The organism is Methylobacterium persicinum, assembly GCF_022179525.1.
GTDB lineage: Bacteria > Pseudomonadota > Alphaproteobacteria > Rhizobiales > Beijerinckiaceae > Methylobacterium > Methylobacterium persicinum.
Genome location: NZ_BPQX01000033.1, coordinates 201000 through 215925 on the forward strand (window position 1 = coordinate 201000; position 14926 = coordinate 215925).

The following is a 14926-nucleotide window of genomic DNA, read 5'->3' on the forward strand; positions in this document are numbered from 1 at the left end:
GCGGCTTTGCCGTAACAAGACAAAATGGAGTGACGCCATGAGCAGCACCACCGACAAGATCAAGGGCGCGGCCAACGAAGTGCTCGGCAAGGCCAAGCAGGGCATCGGCGACGCGACCAACAACGACAAGATGAAGGCCGACGGTGCCGCTCAGGAGCTCAAGGGCAAGGCCCAGAGCACGGTCGGCGACGCCAAGGGCGCCGTCAAGTCGGCGACTGACAAGATCTGATCCAGATCGGTTCGCGGCGCGCCGGCGTTCTTCGGAAACGGTCGGGCGCTGCGGCGGTTAATCTTTCGGACGGCGGCGCCCCAGCGGCGCCACCGACGCCGTTCCGCGCAGGAGTTTCCCCATGATCGGTTGGGCAATCACGTTCCTCGTCGTCGCCCTCGTGGCAGCGCTTCTCGGCTTCGGCGGCATCGCCGGGACTGCCGTGGAAGCCGCAAAGCTGGTTTTCTTCGTCGCCATCGCCCTGTTCCTGATCTCCGCCGTCTTCGGCGTGATGCGCGGGCGCTCCCCCAGGCTCTGACGGCCACGACAGTGTCATCCGGCGGGACGCGCGCCTCGCGTCGTCCCCCGGATGCGTCGGCGGCCTCGCCTCGAACCGGCGGCTCTGGTATGGGCCGCCGATGACCGACATTCCAAACGACGACACGCCCGGGCCGGACCGGGACCAATCCGATACGCCCCAGGCTCCCTGGACGCCCGCCACCGATGCTGGCAGCGCCAAGGACCTCGCGTCTGACCCTTCGGACACCCGCCCCAAGCGACGGGCCGGCCCTTCCGGTGACGCCACCCTGAAACGCCGTGCGCCCGAATCCACCCCAGAGCCCGCCGCGGTGGAAGGCGAGACGCCGGCCGATGAGGGATCGGGGGGATTCGCTGGAGAGCGCATCGCCAAGGCGATTGCCCGCGCCGGCCTCGCATCACGGCGCGATGCAGAAACGATGATTCTCGCCGGCCGTGTAAGCGTGAACGGCGCGGTGATCGATTCGCCGGCCCTCAATGTCACCGACGACGATGCGATCGTTGTCGATGGCGAGCCCCTGCCGGCCCGGGAACGCACCCGCCTCTGGATCTTCCATAAGCCGCGCGGCCTCGTCACCACTGCCCGCGATCCGGAAGGGCGGCAGACGGTGTTCGAGGTGCTGCCCGAGGATATGCCCCGGGTCGTCGCCGTGGGCCGCCTCGACATCAACACAGAGGGCTTGCTGCTCCTCACCAACGACGGCGGACTGGCGAAGGTCATTGCCCATCCCGATACGGGCTGGCTGCGCCGCTACCGCGTCCGGGCCCACGGCGACACCGACCAGGCGCAGCTCGACCGGCTCGCCAAGGGCGTCACCATCGACGGCATGGAATATGGCCCGGTCGAAGCCACCCTCGACCGCATGCAGGGTGACAACCTCTGGCTGACGCTCGGTTTGCGCGAGGGCAAGAACCGCGAGGTCAAGCGCATCCTGGAGCATCTCGGCCTGCAGGTGAACCGGCTGATCCGCCTGTCGTTCGGACCGTTCCAGCTCGGCGATCTGGAAGTCGGTCTCGTCGAGGAAGTCCGCACCCGCGTCCTGAAGGATCAGCTCGGCAAGAGTCTGTCGGAGCAGGCCGGCGTCGATTTTGAAAGCCCGGTTCGGGAGCCGATCTCCCCCTTCGGCGGCCCCGCGAAGGCGGCGAAGGGAGATGGCGAATCTTCCAAGAGGCCGGAGCGCCGTGCCCCCGCCCGGCCGGCGCCACAGCGCGTCTCCACCGGCGGCGCAGGCTCGGGACCGCGTCGCTCGGTGTGGCGGGATGAGGGCGAGGAGACGGGGGTCTACAAGCCAGCGCGTCCGCCCCGGCGGGGGGCCGACCCCCGGGAGGATCAGGCCCGGGCGGCGGAACGAGGGCGTGAACGGGTCGGGGCGATCAAGGCCGGAGACCGGCGTGTGCTCGTCGAGCGACTGTCGCCGACGCCCGCCCAGCCGAGGGTCGAGGAGCAGCCGCGTCGGCGCTACTCCAAGGCGCCTACAGGCCGCCCTGGGAACGATACGGCCCCCACCGAACCGCGCCGGGAGCGGACATCGTTCCGGGGGAACGAGGCCCCGCGGGGAGAACGTCCCGCCCGCAGCCGGGACCAGGCTGAGACCAGTGGCCCGAACCGCGCGCGGTTCCGCGACAGTTCCGATGGCGGCAATCGGCGCGATGAGCGCGGTGGTGGCCAGCGCCGTGAGGGTGGCGCGCCGTTCCGCGGCCGCCCCGCCGAACGGAGCGAAGGCGGCGGCGAGCGCCGCGGACCGCGGCAGGATGGCGGTTTCAGCGGCGGCCAGCGCGCCCGGTCGGATGGCGGCAACGAGTTCCGTGGCCGCTCGGCCGGCCCCGGCAAGGGGTCGTTCGAGCGTCCGGCTGGTAAGCCCGGCGGCGGCTTCAGCGCGGGCGGATCGCGGCCCGACGGCAAGCCGGGCGGCGGAGCGGGACGTGGCGGTAAGCCCGGAGGCTTCAAACCCGGTGGCTTCAAGTCCGGCGGGGGCGGAAAGCCCGGCGGATCGCGCCCCGGCGGCCCAAAGGGCGGCGGCAGCCGTCCGCCGCGCGGCGCCCGATAGAGCGCGCTGGCGATGCGGATCGTCGGTGGGCAATGGCGTGGGCGGCGGCTTGCCACGCCGCGGACGGATGCGATCCGGCCCACCTCCGACCGCCTGCGCGAATCGCTCTTCAACGTGCTCACGCACGGCTACGACGATGTCGTGGCCGGCGCGCGGGTGCTTGACCTGTTCAGCGGAACGGGGGCACTCGGTTTCGAGGCCCTGTCACGCGGGGCGTCATACGCCCTCCTCGTCGACGACAGCACGGAGGCGCGCAGCGTGATCCGCGCGAATATCGAGGCGTTCGGTGCGGAAGGCACGACCCGCCTGTTCCGGCGCGACGCGACCCGTTTGGGCGAAGCCGGTCCGGCGGGTCGGTTCTCGGTTCTGTTCTGTGATCCACCCTATGGCCGAGACCTCGCCCCTGCAGCTTTGGCCAGCGCTGCTGCCGGTGCCTGGCTCGAAGAGGGGGCCCTCGCCGTGGTCGAGGAAGCGGCGGCGTCCCAGGTCAACCTGCCGGATGGCTTCCGGGAGCTCGCGCGGCGGACTTACGGTGAAACCGCCGTCACTTTTGCCCGGTTCGCACCCTGAGGTTGGACCGGCATTCGCGTTCCGTGCAGGCCCACCGTCCAGATCGGCGACCGACCCGGACCCTGTACCGCGCTCAGTGGGAGGGGCCGGCAGCCGGGCAATTGGAAGCATCCTGTTCCCCGGCCGCGGCACCGGCCTTCGACACGCGAAGCGTCGCCTTCACCATCGTCACGATGCTCCGGCGCAGCTCATCATCCTGGATGGAGACGTAGGCGCGCAGAAGATCGATCGCGCCGTCGCTTTGCAGAAGCAATTCGACAGCATCGTCGCTCGGCGGCTGTGTCGTGTCTTCGAAGAACGTCGAAACCGGAACCCCGAGCCGGTCTGCGATGGCTTGGAGACGGCCGGCACCGATCCGGTTTTTCCCGGCTTCGTATTTCTGGACCTGCTGGAAGCTAATGCCCAGAGCATCGGCAAGCTGTGACTGGCTCAGGCCATTAGCGGTCCGCAGCAGTGCGATTCTGCTGCCGATCCCCTGATCGACCGGCGTCGATTGCTTCGGCTTAAATGACTTCATCAATCCCGCTCCGGCAGAGGCCCGGACCCAACGAACCACGTCGGGAACTAACCTCTGATCGCTGGACGATTTAAACCGAACTTACGGTATAATGCTATCAAAGGTTTGTATGTAGGACCTTAGTCCTTAACCCTGCGAGAACCGTTCAGGACGGCATTGGAAACGTTCGTGAAATGACCGTCAAGCGTGCATTGCGCTGCGACCGATGCGGTGGCCGTAGCCCCGAAGCCTGATCGGCCGTTCAGGCGAGAGGCCGTTCGCGGCTGCGGCGATGCCCTCAGCGTCGAGGCCGTAGTGGCGGTAGAGGTCGGCGACTGTCCCGGTCTGGCCGAACCGCTCGATACCGAGAGCCCGGGTCCGGTGTCCGTGGACGGAGCCGAGCCACCCGAGGGTCGCCGGATGGCCATCGACCACCGTGACCAGCCCGCAATGGGCGGGTAGCCCATCGAGGATATCTTCCACGTGGGACCACGCATCGCGGTCTCCTGCTTCCCGGGCACGCTGGGCCGCCGACCACCCGGCATGCAGCCGGTCATAGGAGGTCACGGCGAGCAGGCCGATATCCCGGCGGTCTTCGGCCATCAGCCCCACAGCCTCGATCGCTTCCGGGGTGGGGGCGCCGGTCACGGCGACGACGAGATCGGCGTTCGGGCCGGGCTCGCGCAGCCAGTAGGCGCCCTCGATGATATTCTGCGCCAACGCCGTGTTCATCGTCCGTTGCGGCTGCGTCAGGCTGCGGGTCGAAAGGCGGAGGTAGACCGAACCACCGTCCTTGCCCTCCCGCTGCACGAAATCGAACGCGTGGGCCATGATGATCGACAGTTCGTCCACGAAGGCCGGTTCGAACGTCGTGAGACCGTCCTGGGCCATGCCGATGAGCGGCGTGTTGATCGACTGATGGGCACCGCCTTCCGGCGCCAGTGTCACGCCGGATGGAGTCGCTGCGATGATGAACCGGGCATCCTGGTAGCAGGCATAGTTCAGGGCATCGAGGCCCCGGCAGATGAACGGATCGTAGAGCGTGCCGATGGGGATCAGACGCTCACCGAACAGCCGGTCCGACAGGCCGAGCGCCGAGAGCAGCAGAAACAGGTTCATCTCCGCGATGCCGAGTTCCAGATGCTGCCCCTTGGTGGAGAAGTCCCAGTTGAACGTCGACGGGATACGCTCAGACTTGAACAGGTCGCGCAGCTCCTCCTTCGCGAAGAGGCCGCGGCGGTTCACCCATCCGCCGAGATTGGTGGACACCGTCACATCGGGGGAGGTCGTGACGATACGCGAGGCCAGGGGCGTATCCGCCTTGGCGAGTTCATTGAGGATTATCCCGAAGCCCGCCTGAGTGGAAAGGCTGGCTTGGCGGGGGCACGGGAAATCTTCCGGAACCGGGAGCTTGGGCGCGCTGTAGCGGCGCGGGCCGGCGGAGAAGAACGGCGATCCTTCGATGAACCGGCGCAGCTCCTGCTCGGGCACCTGCAGGCCCTCGAAGGGCTCCCATTCCCGGCCGGCGCGCACGCCGACCTTCTCACGGAACAACTCCGTCTGAGCGGGGGTGAGCAGGCCCGAATGGTTGTCCTTATGGCCGGCGAGCGGCAGGCCGTATCCCTTTACTGTGTAGGCGATGAAGACAGTGGGGCGGTCGTTGTCAGCCGCCTCGAACGCCTTCAGCAGATTGACCATGTCGTGGCCGCCGAGATTCCCCATAAGGGCGGCGAGTTGCTCGTCGTTCCGTCGGGCGACGAGGGCCAGCGCGTCTTCATGCCCAGCGAGATCCTGGTTCAGACGCTTGCGCCATGCGGCGCCACCTTGGAACGTCAAGGCCGCATAAAGCTGGTTGGGGGCGGTATCGATCCAGTCGCGCAGGCGCTCACCGCCAGGTTCGGCGAAGGCGGCGTCCATGAGACTCCCGTATTTCAGAACGACCACATCCCAGCCGAAGGATCGGAAGATCTCCTCGAAGCGGGTGTAGAGGCCTTCGCGGATCACTGCATCGAGGCTCTGGCGGTTGTAATCGATGATCCACCATGTCCGGCGGAGGCCATGCTTCCAGCCCTCCATGAGGGCCTCGAAGATATTGCCTTCGTCCATCTCGGCATCGCCCACGAGGGCGACCATGCGGCCTTCCGGACGGTCGAGACCCCAGCCATGGGCGCGGACGTAATCCTGCACCAGGGAGCCGAACAGCGTCTGGGCGACGCCGAGGCCGACGGATCCGGTCGAGAAATCGACGTCATCCGTGTCCTTCGTCCGGGAGGGGTAGGATTGCACGCCGCCGAAGCCGCGGAAGTTCTCGAGCTTCTCCTGTGTCTGCCGGCCGGCGATGTATTGCAGGGCGTGGAAGACCGGCCCTGCATGGGGCTTCACCGCCACCCGGTCCTCCGGGCGCAGGGCCGCGTAGTAGAGGGCCGTCAGGATGGTCGCCAGGGAAGCGGACGAGGCTTGGTGGCCGCCCACCTTCATCCCGTCGTGGTTCGGCCGGATGTGGTTGGCGTTGTGGATCATCCACGTCGACAGCCACAGGGCACGGCGCTCGAGCTCTGCGAGGTAGGACAGGCGCGGATCGGCGGTGGCAGTGTCGGCGGAGATGGCGGGCGACATGGCGGTCTCTGCGAAAGATGCAGGAAAATGCCATGGATCCGAGGGCGGAAGTTGCCAAATCCGTCCCTCCGCGGGTAATTATTGGCAGACATCACGCATTTTAGGAGCGCGGTTGGCAGATCATGCCAGAACGGACCATCGATCAAATCGACCGCAAGATCCTGGCGGAGCTGCAGCGGGACGGGCGCATCACGGTGCAGGACCTCGCCGACCGGGTGGGGCTCTCGGCCTCGCCGACCCTTCGGCGCATACGGATGCTGGAGGAAGCCGGCATCCTGAAGGGCTACGTCGCCCTGGTCGATCAAGCACGGGTCGGCCTGCCGATTTCTGTCTTCGCCTCCGTGAAGCTCGAACGCCAGCGCGAGGAGGAATTAGACCGCTTCGCCGAGGCAGTGGCCCGCTGGCCGGAGGTGGTGGAATGCTACCTGATGACCGGCCGGCACGATTACCTCGTGCGGGTCGTGGTGCCGGACCTTGCCGCCTATGAACGGTTCTTGAAAGACAAACTCACGCGCCTCGACGGCGTCGGTTCGATCGAATCGAGTTTTGCCCTTGGGCAGGTGAAGTATACGAACGTGCTACCAGTCTAGATGACCGTCGGCGTCACTATAGGCGCGGCATTGCATAAGTTGGTGGTCATTCACCCCTCCAACCCTGCCCCTCATCCTGAGGTGCCGGCGCAAAGCGGCGGCCTCGAAGGAAGGCTCCAGAGGTCTCAGCGATCCCTGGAGCCCTCCTTCGAGGCCCGCTGACGCGGGCACTTCAGGATGAGGGCGAAGGAGGGATGACCCTCGCAACGATCCCCGTTAACGTGAGCAGCCCCCGCCTCACTCGATCCCGAGCTTCGCCTTCAGCAAGGCATTGACCGCGGCGGGGTTGGCCTTGCCGCCGGTGGCCTTCATCGTCTGGCCGACGAACCAGCCGAGAAGTGTCGGCTTCTCCTTCGCTTGAGCGACCTTGTCGGGGTTCTTGGCGATGATATCGTCCACGGCGGCCTCGATGGCCCCGGTGTCGGTCACCTGCTTCATGCCCCGGGCCTCGACGACGGCCCGCGGGTCGCCGCCTTCGGCCCAAACGATCTCGAAGAGGTCCTTGGCGATCTTGCCCGAGATGACCCCTTCGCCGATCAAATCCACGATAGTGCCGAGCTGGTCGGCGGAGACCGGCGTCTCTTCGATGCCGAGGCCCTCTTTGTTGAGGCGGCCGAACAGCTCGTTAATGACCCAGTTGGCGGCCGCCTTGCCGTCCCGGCCCTTGGCAACGGCCTCGTAATAATCGGCCGAGGCTCGCTCGGCGACGAGCACTCCTGCATCGTAGGGCGAGAGGCCGAAATCCTTCACGAACCGGGCCTTCTTGGCGTCCGGCAGTTCGGGCAGCCCCTCTGCCAGGGAATCCACGAAAGCCTGGTCGAACTCGAGCGGCAGCAGGTCCGGGTCCGGGAAGTAGCGGTAGTCGTGCGCCTCTTCCTTCGAGCGCATCGACCGAGTCTCGCCCTTGCCCGGATCGAACAGGCGGGTCTCCTGATCGATCTTGCCGCCATCCTCCAAAATCGCGATCTGGCGGCGGGCCTCGGTCTCGATGGCCTGCCCGATGAAGCGGATCGAGTTGACGTTTTTGATCTCGCACCGGGTGCCGAGCGGTTCGCCGGGGCGGCGAACGGAGACGTTCACGTCGGCGCGCAGGCTGCCCTTCTCCATGTCGCCGTCGCAGGTACCGAGGTAGCGCAGGATCGTGCGCAGCTTCGTCACATAGGCCTTCGCTTCTTCGGAGGACCGGAGGTCCGGGCGGGACACGATTTCCATCAGCGCGACACCGGAGCGGTTCAGGTCCACAAAGCTGCGGGTCGGGTCCTGGTCGTGCAGGGACTTGCCGGCATCCTGCTCCAGGTGAAGCCTCTCGATGCCGACGGTGAACGAAGTGCCGTCGAGCATGTCGACCAACACCTCGCCCTCCCCCACGATCGGGTCCTTGTACTGCGAGATCTGGTAGCCCTGCGGCAGATCCGGGTAGAAGTAATTCTTGCGGTCGAACACCGAGCGCAGGTTGATCTTCGCCTTCAGCCCAAGACCGGTGCGCACCGCCTGGGCGACGCATTCCTGGTTGATCACCGGGAGCATGCCCGGCATGGCCGCATCGACCAGGGAAACGTGGTCGTTGGGCTCGCCCCCGAACGCCGTAGAGGCGCCGGAGAACAGCTTCGCCTTGCTCGTGACCTGTGCATGGATCTCCATGCCGATCACGACCTCCCAGTCATGCAGGCCGCCCTTGATCAGCTTCTTGGGGTCAACGGGTGCGTTCATGGTCGGTCCGGGCCGCAGAGGCGCTTCACGGTGATGTCCCACCCGTTTGCCTCATCCTGAGGTGCGGCGACAGCCGCCTCGAAGGAGGGCTCCAGGGTTCGCGCGGCCGCTGGAAGTCTCTTTCGAGGCCCGCTGGCGCTGGCGCCTCAGGATGAGGGCGCGGGTGGGAGCGAATTCGAGCCCGCAGTTAGGAGCCCCCTGCCCGCAGGGTCAAGCGCGTCGCGCCACCACGCGGCGGGCGCCGTAGCCGAGGATGGCCCAGAGCAGGGCTGCCACGGCGCGGACGGTGAAGAACGTGGGCCCGTCATGGGTGATCGGCGCCGGCCAGGGAATGCCCGCGGCCGTGACCACCCACGAGAAGAGCACCGCGATGGCGAAGGCCGCGATGGCCGCGATAAAGGTCTTGCCGAATTGATCGGCCTTCCAGCCGAGATACAGCGCCACCACGATGAGGGCGGGGTCGAACCCCGCCCAGATCCACACGGTCCAGGGATAGAACGGGACGGTCATGCCCACCACGCGGCGGGCAGCACCGTGCGCCCGGCTGAGTCTTCGATCACCTGCGCGGCGGCGAACAGGGTTTCCTCGTCGAATGGGCGCCCGATCAACTGCAGCCCGAGCGGCAGGCCCTGCGAATCAAAACCCGCCGGCACGGCGATCCCCGGAAGGCCTGCCATGTTCACGGTCACGGTGAAGACGTCGTTGAGGTACATCTCCACCGGGTCGGCATTGGCCTTCTCGCCGATGCCGAAGGCGGCTGACGGCGTCGCGGGGGTCAGGATGGCGTCCACGCCATCTGCGTAGGCGGCCTCGAAGTCTCGCTTGATCAGCGTGCGGATCTTCTGGGCGCGCACGTAATAGGCATCGTAATATCCGGCCGAGAGAACGTAGGTGCCGATCATGATCCGGCGCTTCACCTCGCGCCCGAATCCTGCGGCCCGGGTGTTCTCGTACATCCCCGCGATGTCCTTGCCCGGCACCCGCAGGCCATAGCGGACACCGTCGTACCGGGCGAGGTTAGAGGAGGCCTCGGCGGGGGCGACGATATAGTAGGCCGGCAGCGCATAGGAGGTGTGGGGGAGCGAGATCTCCTTGATCGTTGCCCCGGCCGCCTTCAGCCATGCGGCGCCCTCGTCCCAGAGCTTCTGGATCTCGGCCGGCATGCCGTCGACCCGGTACTCCTTCGGGATGCCGATGGTCAGACCCTTGACGCCCCGCCCGACCGACGTTTCGAAATCCGGCACGGCCAGGTCGGCACAGGTGGTATCGCGGGGATCGGGGCCACTCATGGACGTGAGGAGGATCGCGCAGTCCCTCACCGTGCGGGCGATGGGCCCCGCCTGGTCGAGGGACGAGGCGAAGGCCACCGTGCCCCAGCGGGAGCATCGGCCGTAAGTCGGCTTGATGCCGACCGTGCCGGTGAAGGCAGCCGGCTGGCGGATCGATCCACCGGTATCCGTTGCCGTGGCTCCCAGGCAGAGGCGCGCCGCCACGGCCGCGGCCGACCCGCCCGACGAGCCGCCGGGGACGAGGGGCGCCTCGGAGCCCTTCCGGCGCCACGGGGAAATCACGTTGCCGAAGGCGCTGGTCTCGTTGGACGAGCCCATGGCGAACTCGTCCAGATTGAGTTTGCCGAGCATCACGGCGCCGTCGCGCCAGAGGTTGGCCGAGACGGCCGATTCGTAGTGCGGCTCGAACCCCTTCAGGATCTTGGATCCCGCCGTCGTCTCGACGCCGTCCGTGCAGAATAAATCCTTGATGCCGAGGGGGATCCCCTCCAGCGGGCGGGCCTCACCGGCGGCGATCTTGCTGTCCGCCTTGTCGGCCATCGCGAGGGCCCGCTCAGGCGTCTCGAGCAGGTAGGCGTTCAGCGAACGCGCCTTGGCCATGGCATCGAGATGCGCCTGGGTCAGCTCGCGGGCGGAGAGGGTCTTCGCCTTCAGGGCGTCCCGCGCGTCGGCGAGGGTGAGTTCGTTGGGGCTGCTCACGCGTCTCAGGTCCCTGTGCGCCGGGGGCGCGTCCATTCAAGAAAAGGTCCGGGCCGGAGGGCTATTCGACCACCTTCGGAACCAGGAAATAGTTGTCTTCGGTCTCGGGGGCGTTGGCCACCACGGCGTCGGCACGGCCGCCATCCGTGACGGCGTCCTCGCGCTTCTTCATCGCCATGGGCAGCACCGACGTCATCGGTTCAACCCCGGAGACGTCCACCATCCCGAGTTGCTCAACGAAGGCGAGGATGGTGTTCAGTTCGGCGCCCAGGGGACCGACTTCCTCGTCGGTCACCGCGATACGCGCCAGATGTGCGATCCGCCGCACAGTCTTCTCGTCGACAGACATGCCGTCCCATTCGTCGCGACCGGGGACTCGTTCCGCCGGTCGGCCGGGCTATAGCATTGCGGTTCCAAGCGCCGCAACGCGGCCGGTTCAGGTCACCACATGGTTGGGCGTGACGGTCTGCTCCACCACGACGCCCGCGGGTTGGATCGGCCGCAACACGGATTGGGCGGCGCCAAAAACCAGCACTTCGAAGGCCAGAATGAGCAGCCAGCGATTGCGGCGACGGCGAGCAAGCTCCGCCTGATGATCGATAATGTCAGAAGCGACCGGCACAGCCGTCTCCGCGATGTCCGTTAATCAATCCTTAACCAATTAATTCAGGCTTCGCTCCCGGAGAATCCGCCTCGACAACTGATATGGTTAAGGCTGTGGATGGAGCGGTGGCGCGCGCGCCCCGCCTCGCGTAGGTCCTGCGGCATGGACAAGCAGACGATCCGCGACTTCGTGGCCGCCTCCCGCGGGGGGGCGCGCCTGCTCGGCCTCGACCTCGGCACCAAGACGATCGGGCTCGCCCTGTCGGATCTGGGCCGCCAGATCGCGAGCCCGCTCGAGACGATCCGCCGTGTGAAGTTCACCCCCGATGCGGCGCGGCTGAAGGCGGTCTGCGAGGCGCACCGGGTCGGCGGGCTCGTGCTCGGCCTGCCGCTGAACATGGATGGGAGCGAGGGGCCACGGGTTCAGTCGACGCGGGCCTTCGCCCGCAACCTCGCGCCGATCTTGCCGCTTCCCATCCTCTTCTTCGACGAGCGGCTCTCCACGGCCGTCGTCACCCGGGCGCTGATCGAGGCCGACGCGTCGCGCCAGCGCCGGGGCGAGCTCGTGGACAAGCTCGCCGCCGCCTACATCCTGCAGGGCTGCCTGGATGTCATGCGCAACCTCGCCGACGAGGATGCGGAGGACGAGGAGTAACTCGCCCCGTCACCCCTACCCTCGTACCACGGCCCCGGTCACATCGCCCCCAAGGCCCGGGGCAGCCAGAGGGACAGAGCGGGCCAGTACGTGACGAGGATGAGGAAGCCCAGCATCGTCAGCAGCCACGGCAGGACGGCAACGGTGAGCTCCGAGATGCCCATATGGGCGATGCCGCTCGCCACGTAGAGGTTCAGTCCGACCGGGGGGTGGCAGAGCCCGACTTCCATGTTGACCGCCATGATGATCCCAAAATGAATCGGATCGATCCCGAGCTTCACGGCGATGGGGAACAGGATCGGCGCCATAATCAGAAGGATCGAGGACGGCTCCATCACGTTGCCGGCCACCAGCAGGATGATGTTGACGACGAGCAGGAACACCAGGGGGCTGAAGTTTTTGGCGATGAGCCATGCCGCCATCGCCTGGGGAATGTTCTCGGACGTCATCAGGAACGAGAACAGCACCGCGTTCGTGATGATATAGAGGAGCATCGCACTCATGTTCGCCGAGGCGAGCAGCACGCGCGGCACATCCGAAAGCGTCAGGTCACGGTAGACGAAGACGGCGATGACGAAGGCATAGACTGCCGCCGTCGCCGCGGCCTCGGTGGGCGTGAAGATGCCGGCATAGATGCCGCCGATCACCATCACCACGAGGAACAGACCCCAGACGCTTTCGCGAAACGCCCGGAAGCGTTCGCCCCATGTCGCCTTGGGCATGCGCGGATAGCCGTTCTTCCGGGCGATCAGAAAGGTGACGGCCCCGAGCAGCAACGAAAGCACGATGCCCGGCATGACGCCGGCCAGGAAAAGGTTACCGATCGAGGAGTTGGTGGAGACACCGTACAGGACGAGGATGATCGAGGGCGGGACGAGGATACCGAGCGCGCCCGACGTGGTGATGATTCCGGCTCCGAACCGGCGAGGATAGCCCTCCGCGACCATGGCCGGCAGGGCGATCGAGCCGATGGCGACGACGGTCGCGACGCTCGACCCCGAGACCGCCGCGAACAGGGCGCAGGCGACCACGCCCGCCAGCCCGAGACCGCCCGGCCAGTGCCCGACCAGGGAGGTCGTGAAGGCGATCATCCGCCGGGCGACACCGCCCTGGGCAAGGAAGTTTCCGGCCAGGATGAAGAACGGGATCGCCATGATCGAGAAATTCTCGATCCCCGTGAAAAGCTTGAGGGCGACGCTCTCGATCGGCACCTGGGTAAGGGTGAAGAGGAAGGTCAACACCGTCAGGCCGAGGGCGATGGAGATCGGCATGCCGGTGAGCATGAGGGCGATGAGCAGCCCGAAGATGATCACGCCGCTCATTCGTGCGGCTCTCCGCGTGCCATGAGTGCGCTCACGCCGGCCCTCCCTCGCGTCCCAGCTGGATTGGATCGACGCCCTCGACGGTTTCGACGCCATCGACATGGGCGTGGTCGCGGGCGGGCAGGTGCCCTGTGCGCAGGAAGGTCCAGGCCACTTGGAGGAAGCGGAAGCACATCAGGTAGGAGCCCAGCGGGATCGCGAGGTAGACGATCCAGACCGGGATCTCCATGTCCGGCGTTGTCTGGTCGGTATGGCCGATACGCCAGACGAAGCTCGCCCCGAGGGTGCCGACGATCCCCGTGAACAGGGCACCGGCCATCAGGCTGACGATCACCATCCCCCGGCGGGCGCGGGGCGGCAGCCGGTTCACCAGCACGTCGACGCCCACATGGATGCCGGTGCGGACACCGTAGGCCGCGCCGAATTTCGCGACCCAGATAAACATGTAGATGCACAGTTCCTGGGACCACCCGAAGTCGATCCGATCGGTGTAGTCCTGCAGGCTCGGGATGCCTGAGAGGAAGCGGTGCACGACGGTGGCGAAGGTGATGAGCGTCGCCGCCGCCATCAGAGAGCCGATCAACAGCTCTTCGAGTCGGTCAAGGATCTTCAGGAGCATGGGGTTCGCATCGGCTGCTGTCGATTCAGGACAGGGCGGCTGCCGGCCGACGCCTCAATTCGCCGGCGCCCCCGCCGCCTCGGCTTCCTTGTTCAGGGCCGTGACCAAGTCCCTGCCCACCCGGGAGGCCATCTCCTTCTGCACCGGGGCCAGGGCCTTGCGCCACGCGGCGTTCTCGGCTTCCGTCGGCGTGTAGACCTCCGTCTTGCCGGTGGCGCGGATGGTGGCCAGCGCCTTCTCGTTGTCCGAGTTGGCGACCGAGTGCTCGAAATCCGTGGCATCCTTGATGCAGCCTTCGAGGGTCGTCCGAATGTCGGCCGGTAGGCCGTCCCAGAAAGGCTTGTTCACGATCACCGCGTAGCCGACATACCCGTGGTAGGTCAGCGTGGCGTGTTTCTGCACCTCGTTGATCTTCTGCGTCAGGACGTTCGACGGCGGGTTCTCCTGGCCATCGACGACACCGGTCTGAAGGGCCTGATAAAGTTCAGAGAAGGCCAGGACTTGCGGCAGGGCGCCGATCTGCTTGAACTGCGCTTCGAGGACCTTGGACGACTGGATCCGCATCTTCAGGCCCTTCATGTCCTCCGGCAGGTGCATCGGCCGGTTCGAGGTCATGATCTTGAAGCCGTTGTCCCAGTAGGCCAGCCCCTTGATGCCCTTGCCTTCGAGCTTCTTAAACAAGCCCTGGCCGATCGGCCCGTCCTGCACCCGGCGAAGCACCTGTTCGTTCGGAAAGATGTAGGGAAGGTCGAAGGCCTCGAACTCCTTCACGCCGAGGGGCCCGAACTTGCTTGTCGAGGGCGCGAGCATCTGTACCGCGCCGAGTTGAAGCATCTCGACTTCTTCTTTGTCCTTGTAGAGCGTGCTGTTCGGATAGATCTCGACCTTCACCGCACCCTTGGTACGTTCCTCGGCGAGTTGCTTGAACTTTTCGGCGCCCTGCCCCTTCGGCGTGTCGGCCGTCACGACATGGCTGAACTTGATGATGATCGGGTCCGCCCAAGCCGGGGACGCGAATGCCAGCGCGCAGCCGAACGCACCGAACAGCAGAGCCTTCATGGTGTCCTCCCGGGATGCCCAGTTCGGGCTCTTTGTATTTTGAATAGCCTGTCAGGCTCGGCGCCGAACGGCAAGGGTTCGGCTGACCAAAAGCTTCATTTCGCCCAAGCTTCCGGTTCGGTCG

16 protein-coding genes are annotated in these 14926 nt (G+C 66.4%); 6 read left to right on the forward strand and 10 right to left on the reverse strand.

Going from position 1 to position 14926, the window contains the following annotated elements; translation table 11 throughout:
* Window positions 1-37: 37 nt before the first annotated feature.
* From MFF22_RS14825 to rsmD, 4 genes are all read left to right on the forward strand, one after another.
* Complete coding sequence (locus MFF22_RS14825; RefSeq protein WP_238249728.1) at window positions 38-229, forward strand: CsbD family protein; 192 nt, start codon at window positions 38-40, stop codon at window positions 227-229.
* A 121-nt stretch (window positions 230-350) separates the two neighbouring features.
* Window positions 351-527 carry a DUF1328 domain-containing protein gene (locus MFF22_RS14830; RefSeq protein ID WP_238249729.1) on the forward strand — a complete coding sequence of 59 codons (177 nt, stop codon included), beginning with the start codon at window positions 351-353 and terminating at the stop codon, window positions 525-527.
* A 100-nt stretch (window positions 528-627) separates the two neighbouring features.
* Window positions 628-2574 carry a pseudouridine synthase gene (locus MFF22_RS14835; RefSeq protein WP_238249730.1) on the forward strand — a complete coding sequence of 649 codons (1947 nt, stop codon included), beginning with the start codon at window positions 628-630 and terminating at the stop codon, window positions 2572-2574.
* A 12-nt stretch (window positions 2575-2586) separates the two neighbouring features.
* On the forward strand, window positions 2587-3144 hold the full coding sequence (gene rsmD, locus MFF22_RS14840) for a 16S rRNA (guanine(966)-N(2))-methyltransferase RsmD (RefSeq protein WP_238249731.1): 558 nt from the start codon (window positions 2587-2589) through the stop codon (window positions 3142-3144).
* A 73-nt stretch (window positions 3145-3217) separates the two neighbouring features.
* Here rsmD and MFF22_RS14845 read toward each other — a convergent pair whose 3' ends face one another.
* Both MFF22_RS14845 and MFF22_RS14850 read right to left on the reverse strand, forming a co-directional pair.
* Window positions 3218-3661, reverse strand: coding sequence for a helix-turn-helix domain-containing protein (locus MFF22_RS14845; RefSeq protein ID WP_238249732.1), 444 nt, complete (start codon window positions 3659-3661; stop codon window positions 3218-3220).
* Window positions 3662-3841: 180 nt separating this feature from the next.
* Complete coding sequence (locus MFF22_RS14850) at window positions 3842-6256, reverse strand: thiamine pyrophosphate-binding protein (protein ID WP_238249733.1); 2415 nt, start codon at window positions 6254-6256, stop codon at window positions 3842-3844.
* 122 nt (window positions 6257-6378) lie between these two features.
* On the opposite strand from MFF22_RS14850, the gene MFF22_RS14855 reads away from it, so the two are divergent.
* Complete coding sequence (locus MFF22_RS14855; protein ID WP_238249734.1) at window positions 6379-6846, forward strand: Lrp/AsnC family transcriptional regulator; 468 nt, start codon at window positions 6379-6381, stop codon at window positions 6844-6846.
* A 237-nt stretch (window positions 6847-7083) separates the two neighbouring features.
* Here the strand turns inward: MFF22_RS14855 and gatB are convergent, their stop codons facing one another.
* The 5 genes from gatB to MFF22_RS14880 all read right to left on the reverse strand — a co-directional run bounded on the left by gatB (window position 7084) and on the right by MFF22_RS14880 (window position 11166).
* Window positions 7084-8556 (reverse strand): Asp-tRNA(Asn)/Glu-tRNA(Gln) amidotransferase subunit GatB, encoded by a 1473-nt coding sequence (gene gatB, locus MFF22_RS14860; protein WP_238249735.1) that lies wholly within the window; start codon window positions 8554-8556, stop codon window positions 7084-7086.
* Window positions 8557-8766: 210 nt separating this feature from the next.
* The gene (locus tag MFF22_RS14865) at window positions 8767-9066 is read right to left on the reverse strand and encodes a hypothetical protein (protein WP_238249736.1); all 300 of its coding nucleotides are present in this window, start codon (window positions 9064-9066) and stop codon (window positions 8767-8769) included.
* Complete coding sequence (gatA, locus tag MFF22_RS14870; RefSeq protein WP_238249737.1) at window positions 9063-10544, reverse strand: Asp-tRNA(Asn)/Glu-tRNA(Gln) amidotransferase subunit GatA; 1482 nt, start codon at window positions 10542-10544, stop codon at window positions 9063-9065. The genes MFF22_RS14865 and gatA overlap by 4 nt, the downstream gene beginning before the upstream one ends.
* A gap of 61 nt (window positions 10545-10605) precedes the next feature.
* Window positions 10606-10893 (reverse strand): Asp-tRNA(Asn)/Glu-tRNA(Gln) amidotransferase subunit GatC, encoded by a 288-nt coding sequence (gene gatC / locus MFF22_RS14875; RefSeq protein WP_238249738.1) that lies wholly within the window; start codon window positions 10891-10893, stop codon window positions 10606-10608.
* Window positions 10894-10980: 87 nt separating this feature from the next.
* A complete protein-coding gene (locus tag MFF22_RS14880; RefSeq protein ID WP_238249739.1) occupies window positions 10981-11166 on the reverse strand; it encodes a hypothetical protein in 186 nt (61 codons plus the stop codon).
* 144 nt (window positions 11167-11310) lie between these two features.
* On the opposite strand from MFF22_RS14880, the gene ruvX reads away from it, so the two are divergent.
* Entirely contained in the window at window positions 11311-11802 is a 492-nt protein-coding gene (gene ruvX / locus MFF22_RS14885) for a Holliday junction resolvase RuvX (protein WP_238249740.1), read from the forward strand.
* A 38-nt stretch (window positions 11803-11840) separates the two neighbouring features.
* On the opposite strand, the gene MFF22_RS14890 is transcribed toward ruvX, so the two are convergent.
* Genes MFF22_RS14890 through MFF22_RS14900 form a run of 3 tightly spaced genes read right to left on the reverse strand, consistent with a single transcriptional unit; the run spans window position 11841 to window position 14802 of the window.
* A complete protein-coding gene (locus tag MFF22_RS14890) occupies window positions 11841-13124 on the reverse strand; it encodes a TRAP transporter large permease (RefSeq protein ID WP_238249741.1) in 1284 nt (427 codons plus the stop codon).
* A gap of 31 nt (window positions 13125-13155) precedes the next feature.
* A complete protein-coding gene (locus MFF22_RS14895) occupies window positions 13156-13743 on the reverse strand; it encodes a TRAP transporter small permease (protein WP_238249742.1) in 588 nt (195 codons plus the stop codon).
* A gap of 54 nt (window positions 13744-13797) precedes the next feature.
* Window positions 13798-14802 (reverse strand): TRAP transporter substrate-binding protein, encoded by a 1005-nt coding sequence (locus MFF22_RS14900; protein ID WP_238249743.1) that lies wholly within the window; start codon window positions 14800-14802, stop codon window positions 13798-13800.
* Window positions 14803-14926 lie beyond the last annotated feature (124 nt).

What these genes read in the sequence shown, in the direction of transcription:
- MFF22_RS14900 (WP_238249743.1), bottom strand. Translation starts at nt 14,802, where the DNA reads ATGAAGGCTCTGCTGTTCGGTGCGTTCGGCTGCGCGCTGGCATTCGCG.
- MFF22_RS14845 (WP_238249732.1), bottom strand. Translation starts at nt 3,661, where the DNA reads ATGAAGTCATTTAAGCCGAAGCAATCGACGCCGGTCGATCAGGGGATC.
- MFF22_RS14825 (WP_238249728.1), top strand. Translation starts at nt 38, where the DNA reads ATGAGCAGCACCACCGACAAGATCAAGGGCGCGGCCAACGAAGTGCTC.
- MFF22_RS14865 (WP_238249736.1), bottom strand. Translation starts at nt 9,066, where the DNA reads ATGACCGTCCCGTTCTATCCCTGGACCGTGTGGATCTGGGCGGGGTTC.
- MFF22_RS14835 (WP_238249730.1), top strand. Translation starts at nt 628, where the DNA reads ATGACCGACATTCCAAACGACGACACGCCCGGGCCGGACCGGGACCAA.
- ruvX (WP_238249740.1), top strand. Translation starts at nt 11,311, where the DNA reads ATGGACAAGCAGACGATCCGCGACTTCGTGGCCGCCTCCCGCGGGGGG.
- MFF22_RS14850 (WP_238249733.1), bottom strand. Translation starts at nt 6,256, where the DNA reads ATGTCGCCCGCCATCTCCGCCGACACTGCCACCGCCGATCCGCGCCTG.
- gatC (WP_238249738.1), bottom strand. Translation starts at nt 10,893, where the DNA reads ATGTCTGTCGACGAGAAGACTGTGCGGCGGATCGCACATCTGGCGCGT.
- rsmD (WP_238249731.1), top strand. Translation starts at nt 2,587, where the DNA reads ATGCGGATCGTCGGTGGGCAATGGCGTGGGCGGCGGCTTGCCACGCCG.
- gatB (WP_238249735.1), bottom strand. Translation starts at nt 8,556, where the DNA reads ATGAACGCACCCGTTGACCCCAAGAAGCTGATCAAGGGCGGCCTGCAT.
- MFF22_RS14855 (WP_238249734.1), top strand. Translation starts at nt 6,379, where the DNA reads ATGCCAGAACGGACCATCGATCAAATCGACCGCAAGATCCTGGCGGAG.
- MFF22_RS14890 (WP_238249741.1), bottom strand. Translation starts at nt 13,124, where the DNA reads ATGAGCGGCGTGATCATCTTCGGGCTGCTCATCGCCCTCATGCTCACC.
- MFF22_RS14830 (WP_238249729.1), top strand. Translation starts at nt 351, where the DNA reads ATGATCGGTTGGGCAATCACGTTCCTCGTCGTCGCCCTCGTGGCAGCG.
- MFF22_RS14895 (WP_238249742.1), bottom strand. Translation starts at nt 13,743, where the DNA reads ATGCTCCTGAAGATCCTTGACCGACTCGAAGAGCTGTTGATCGGCTCT.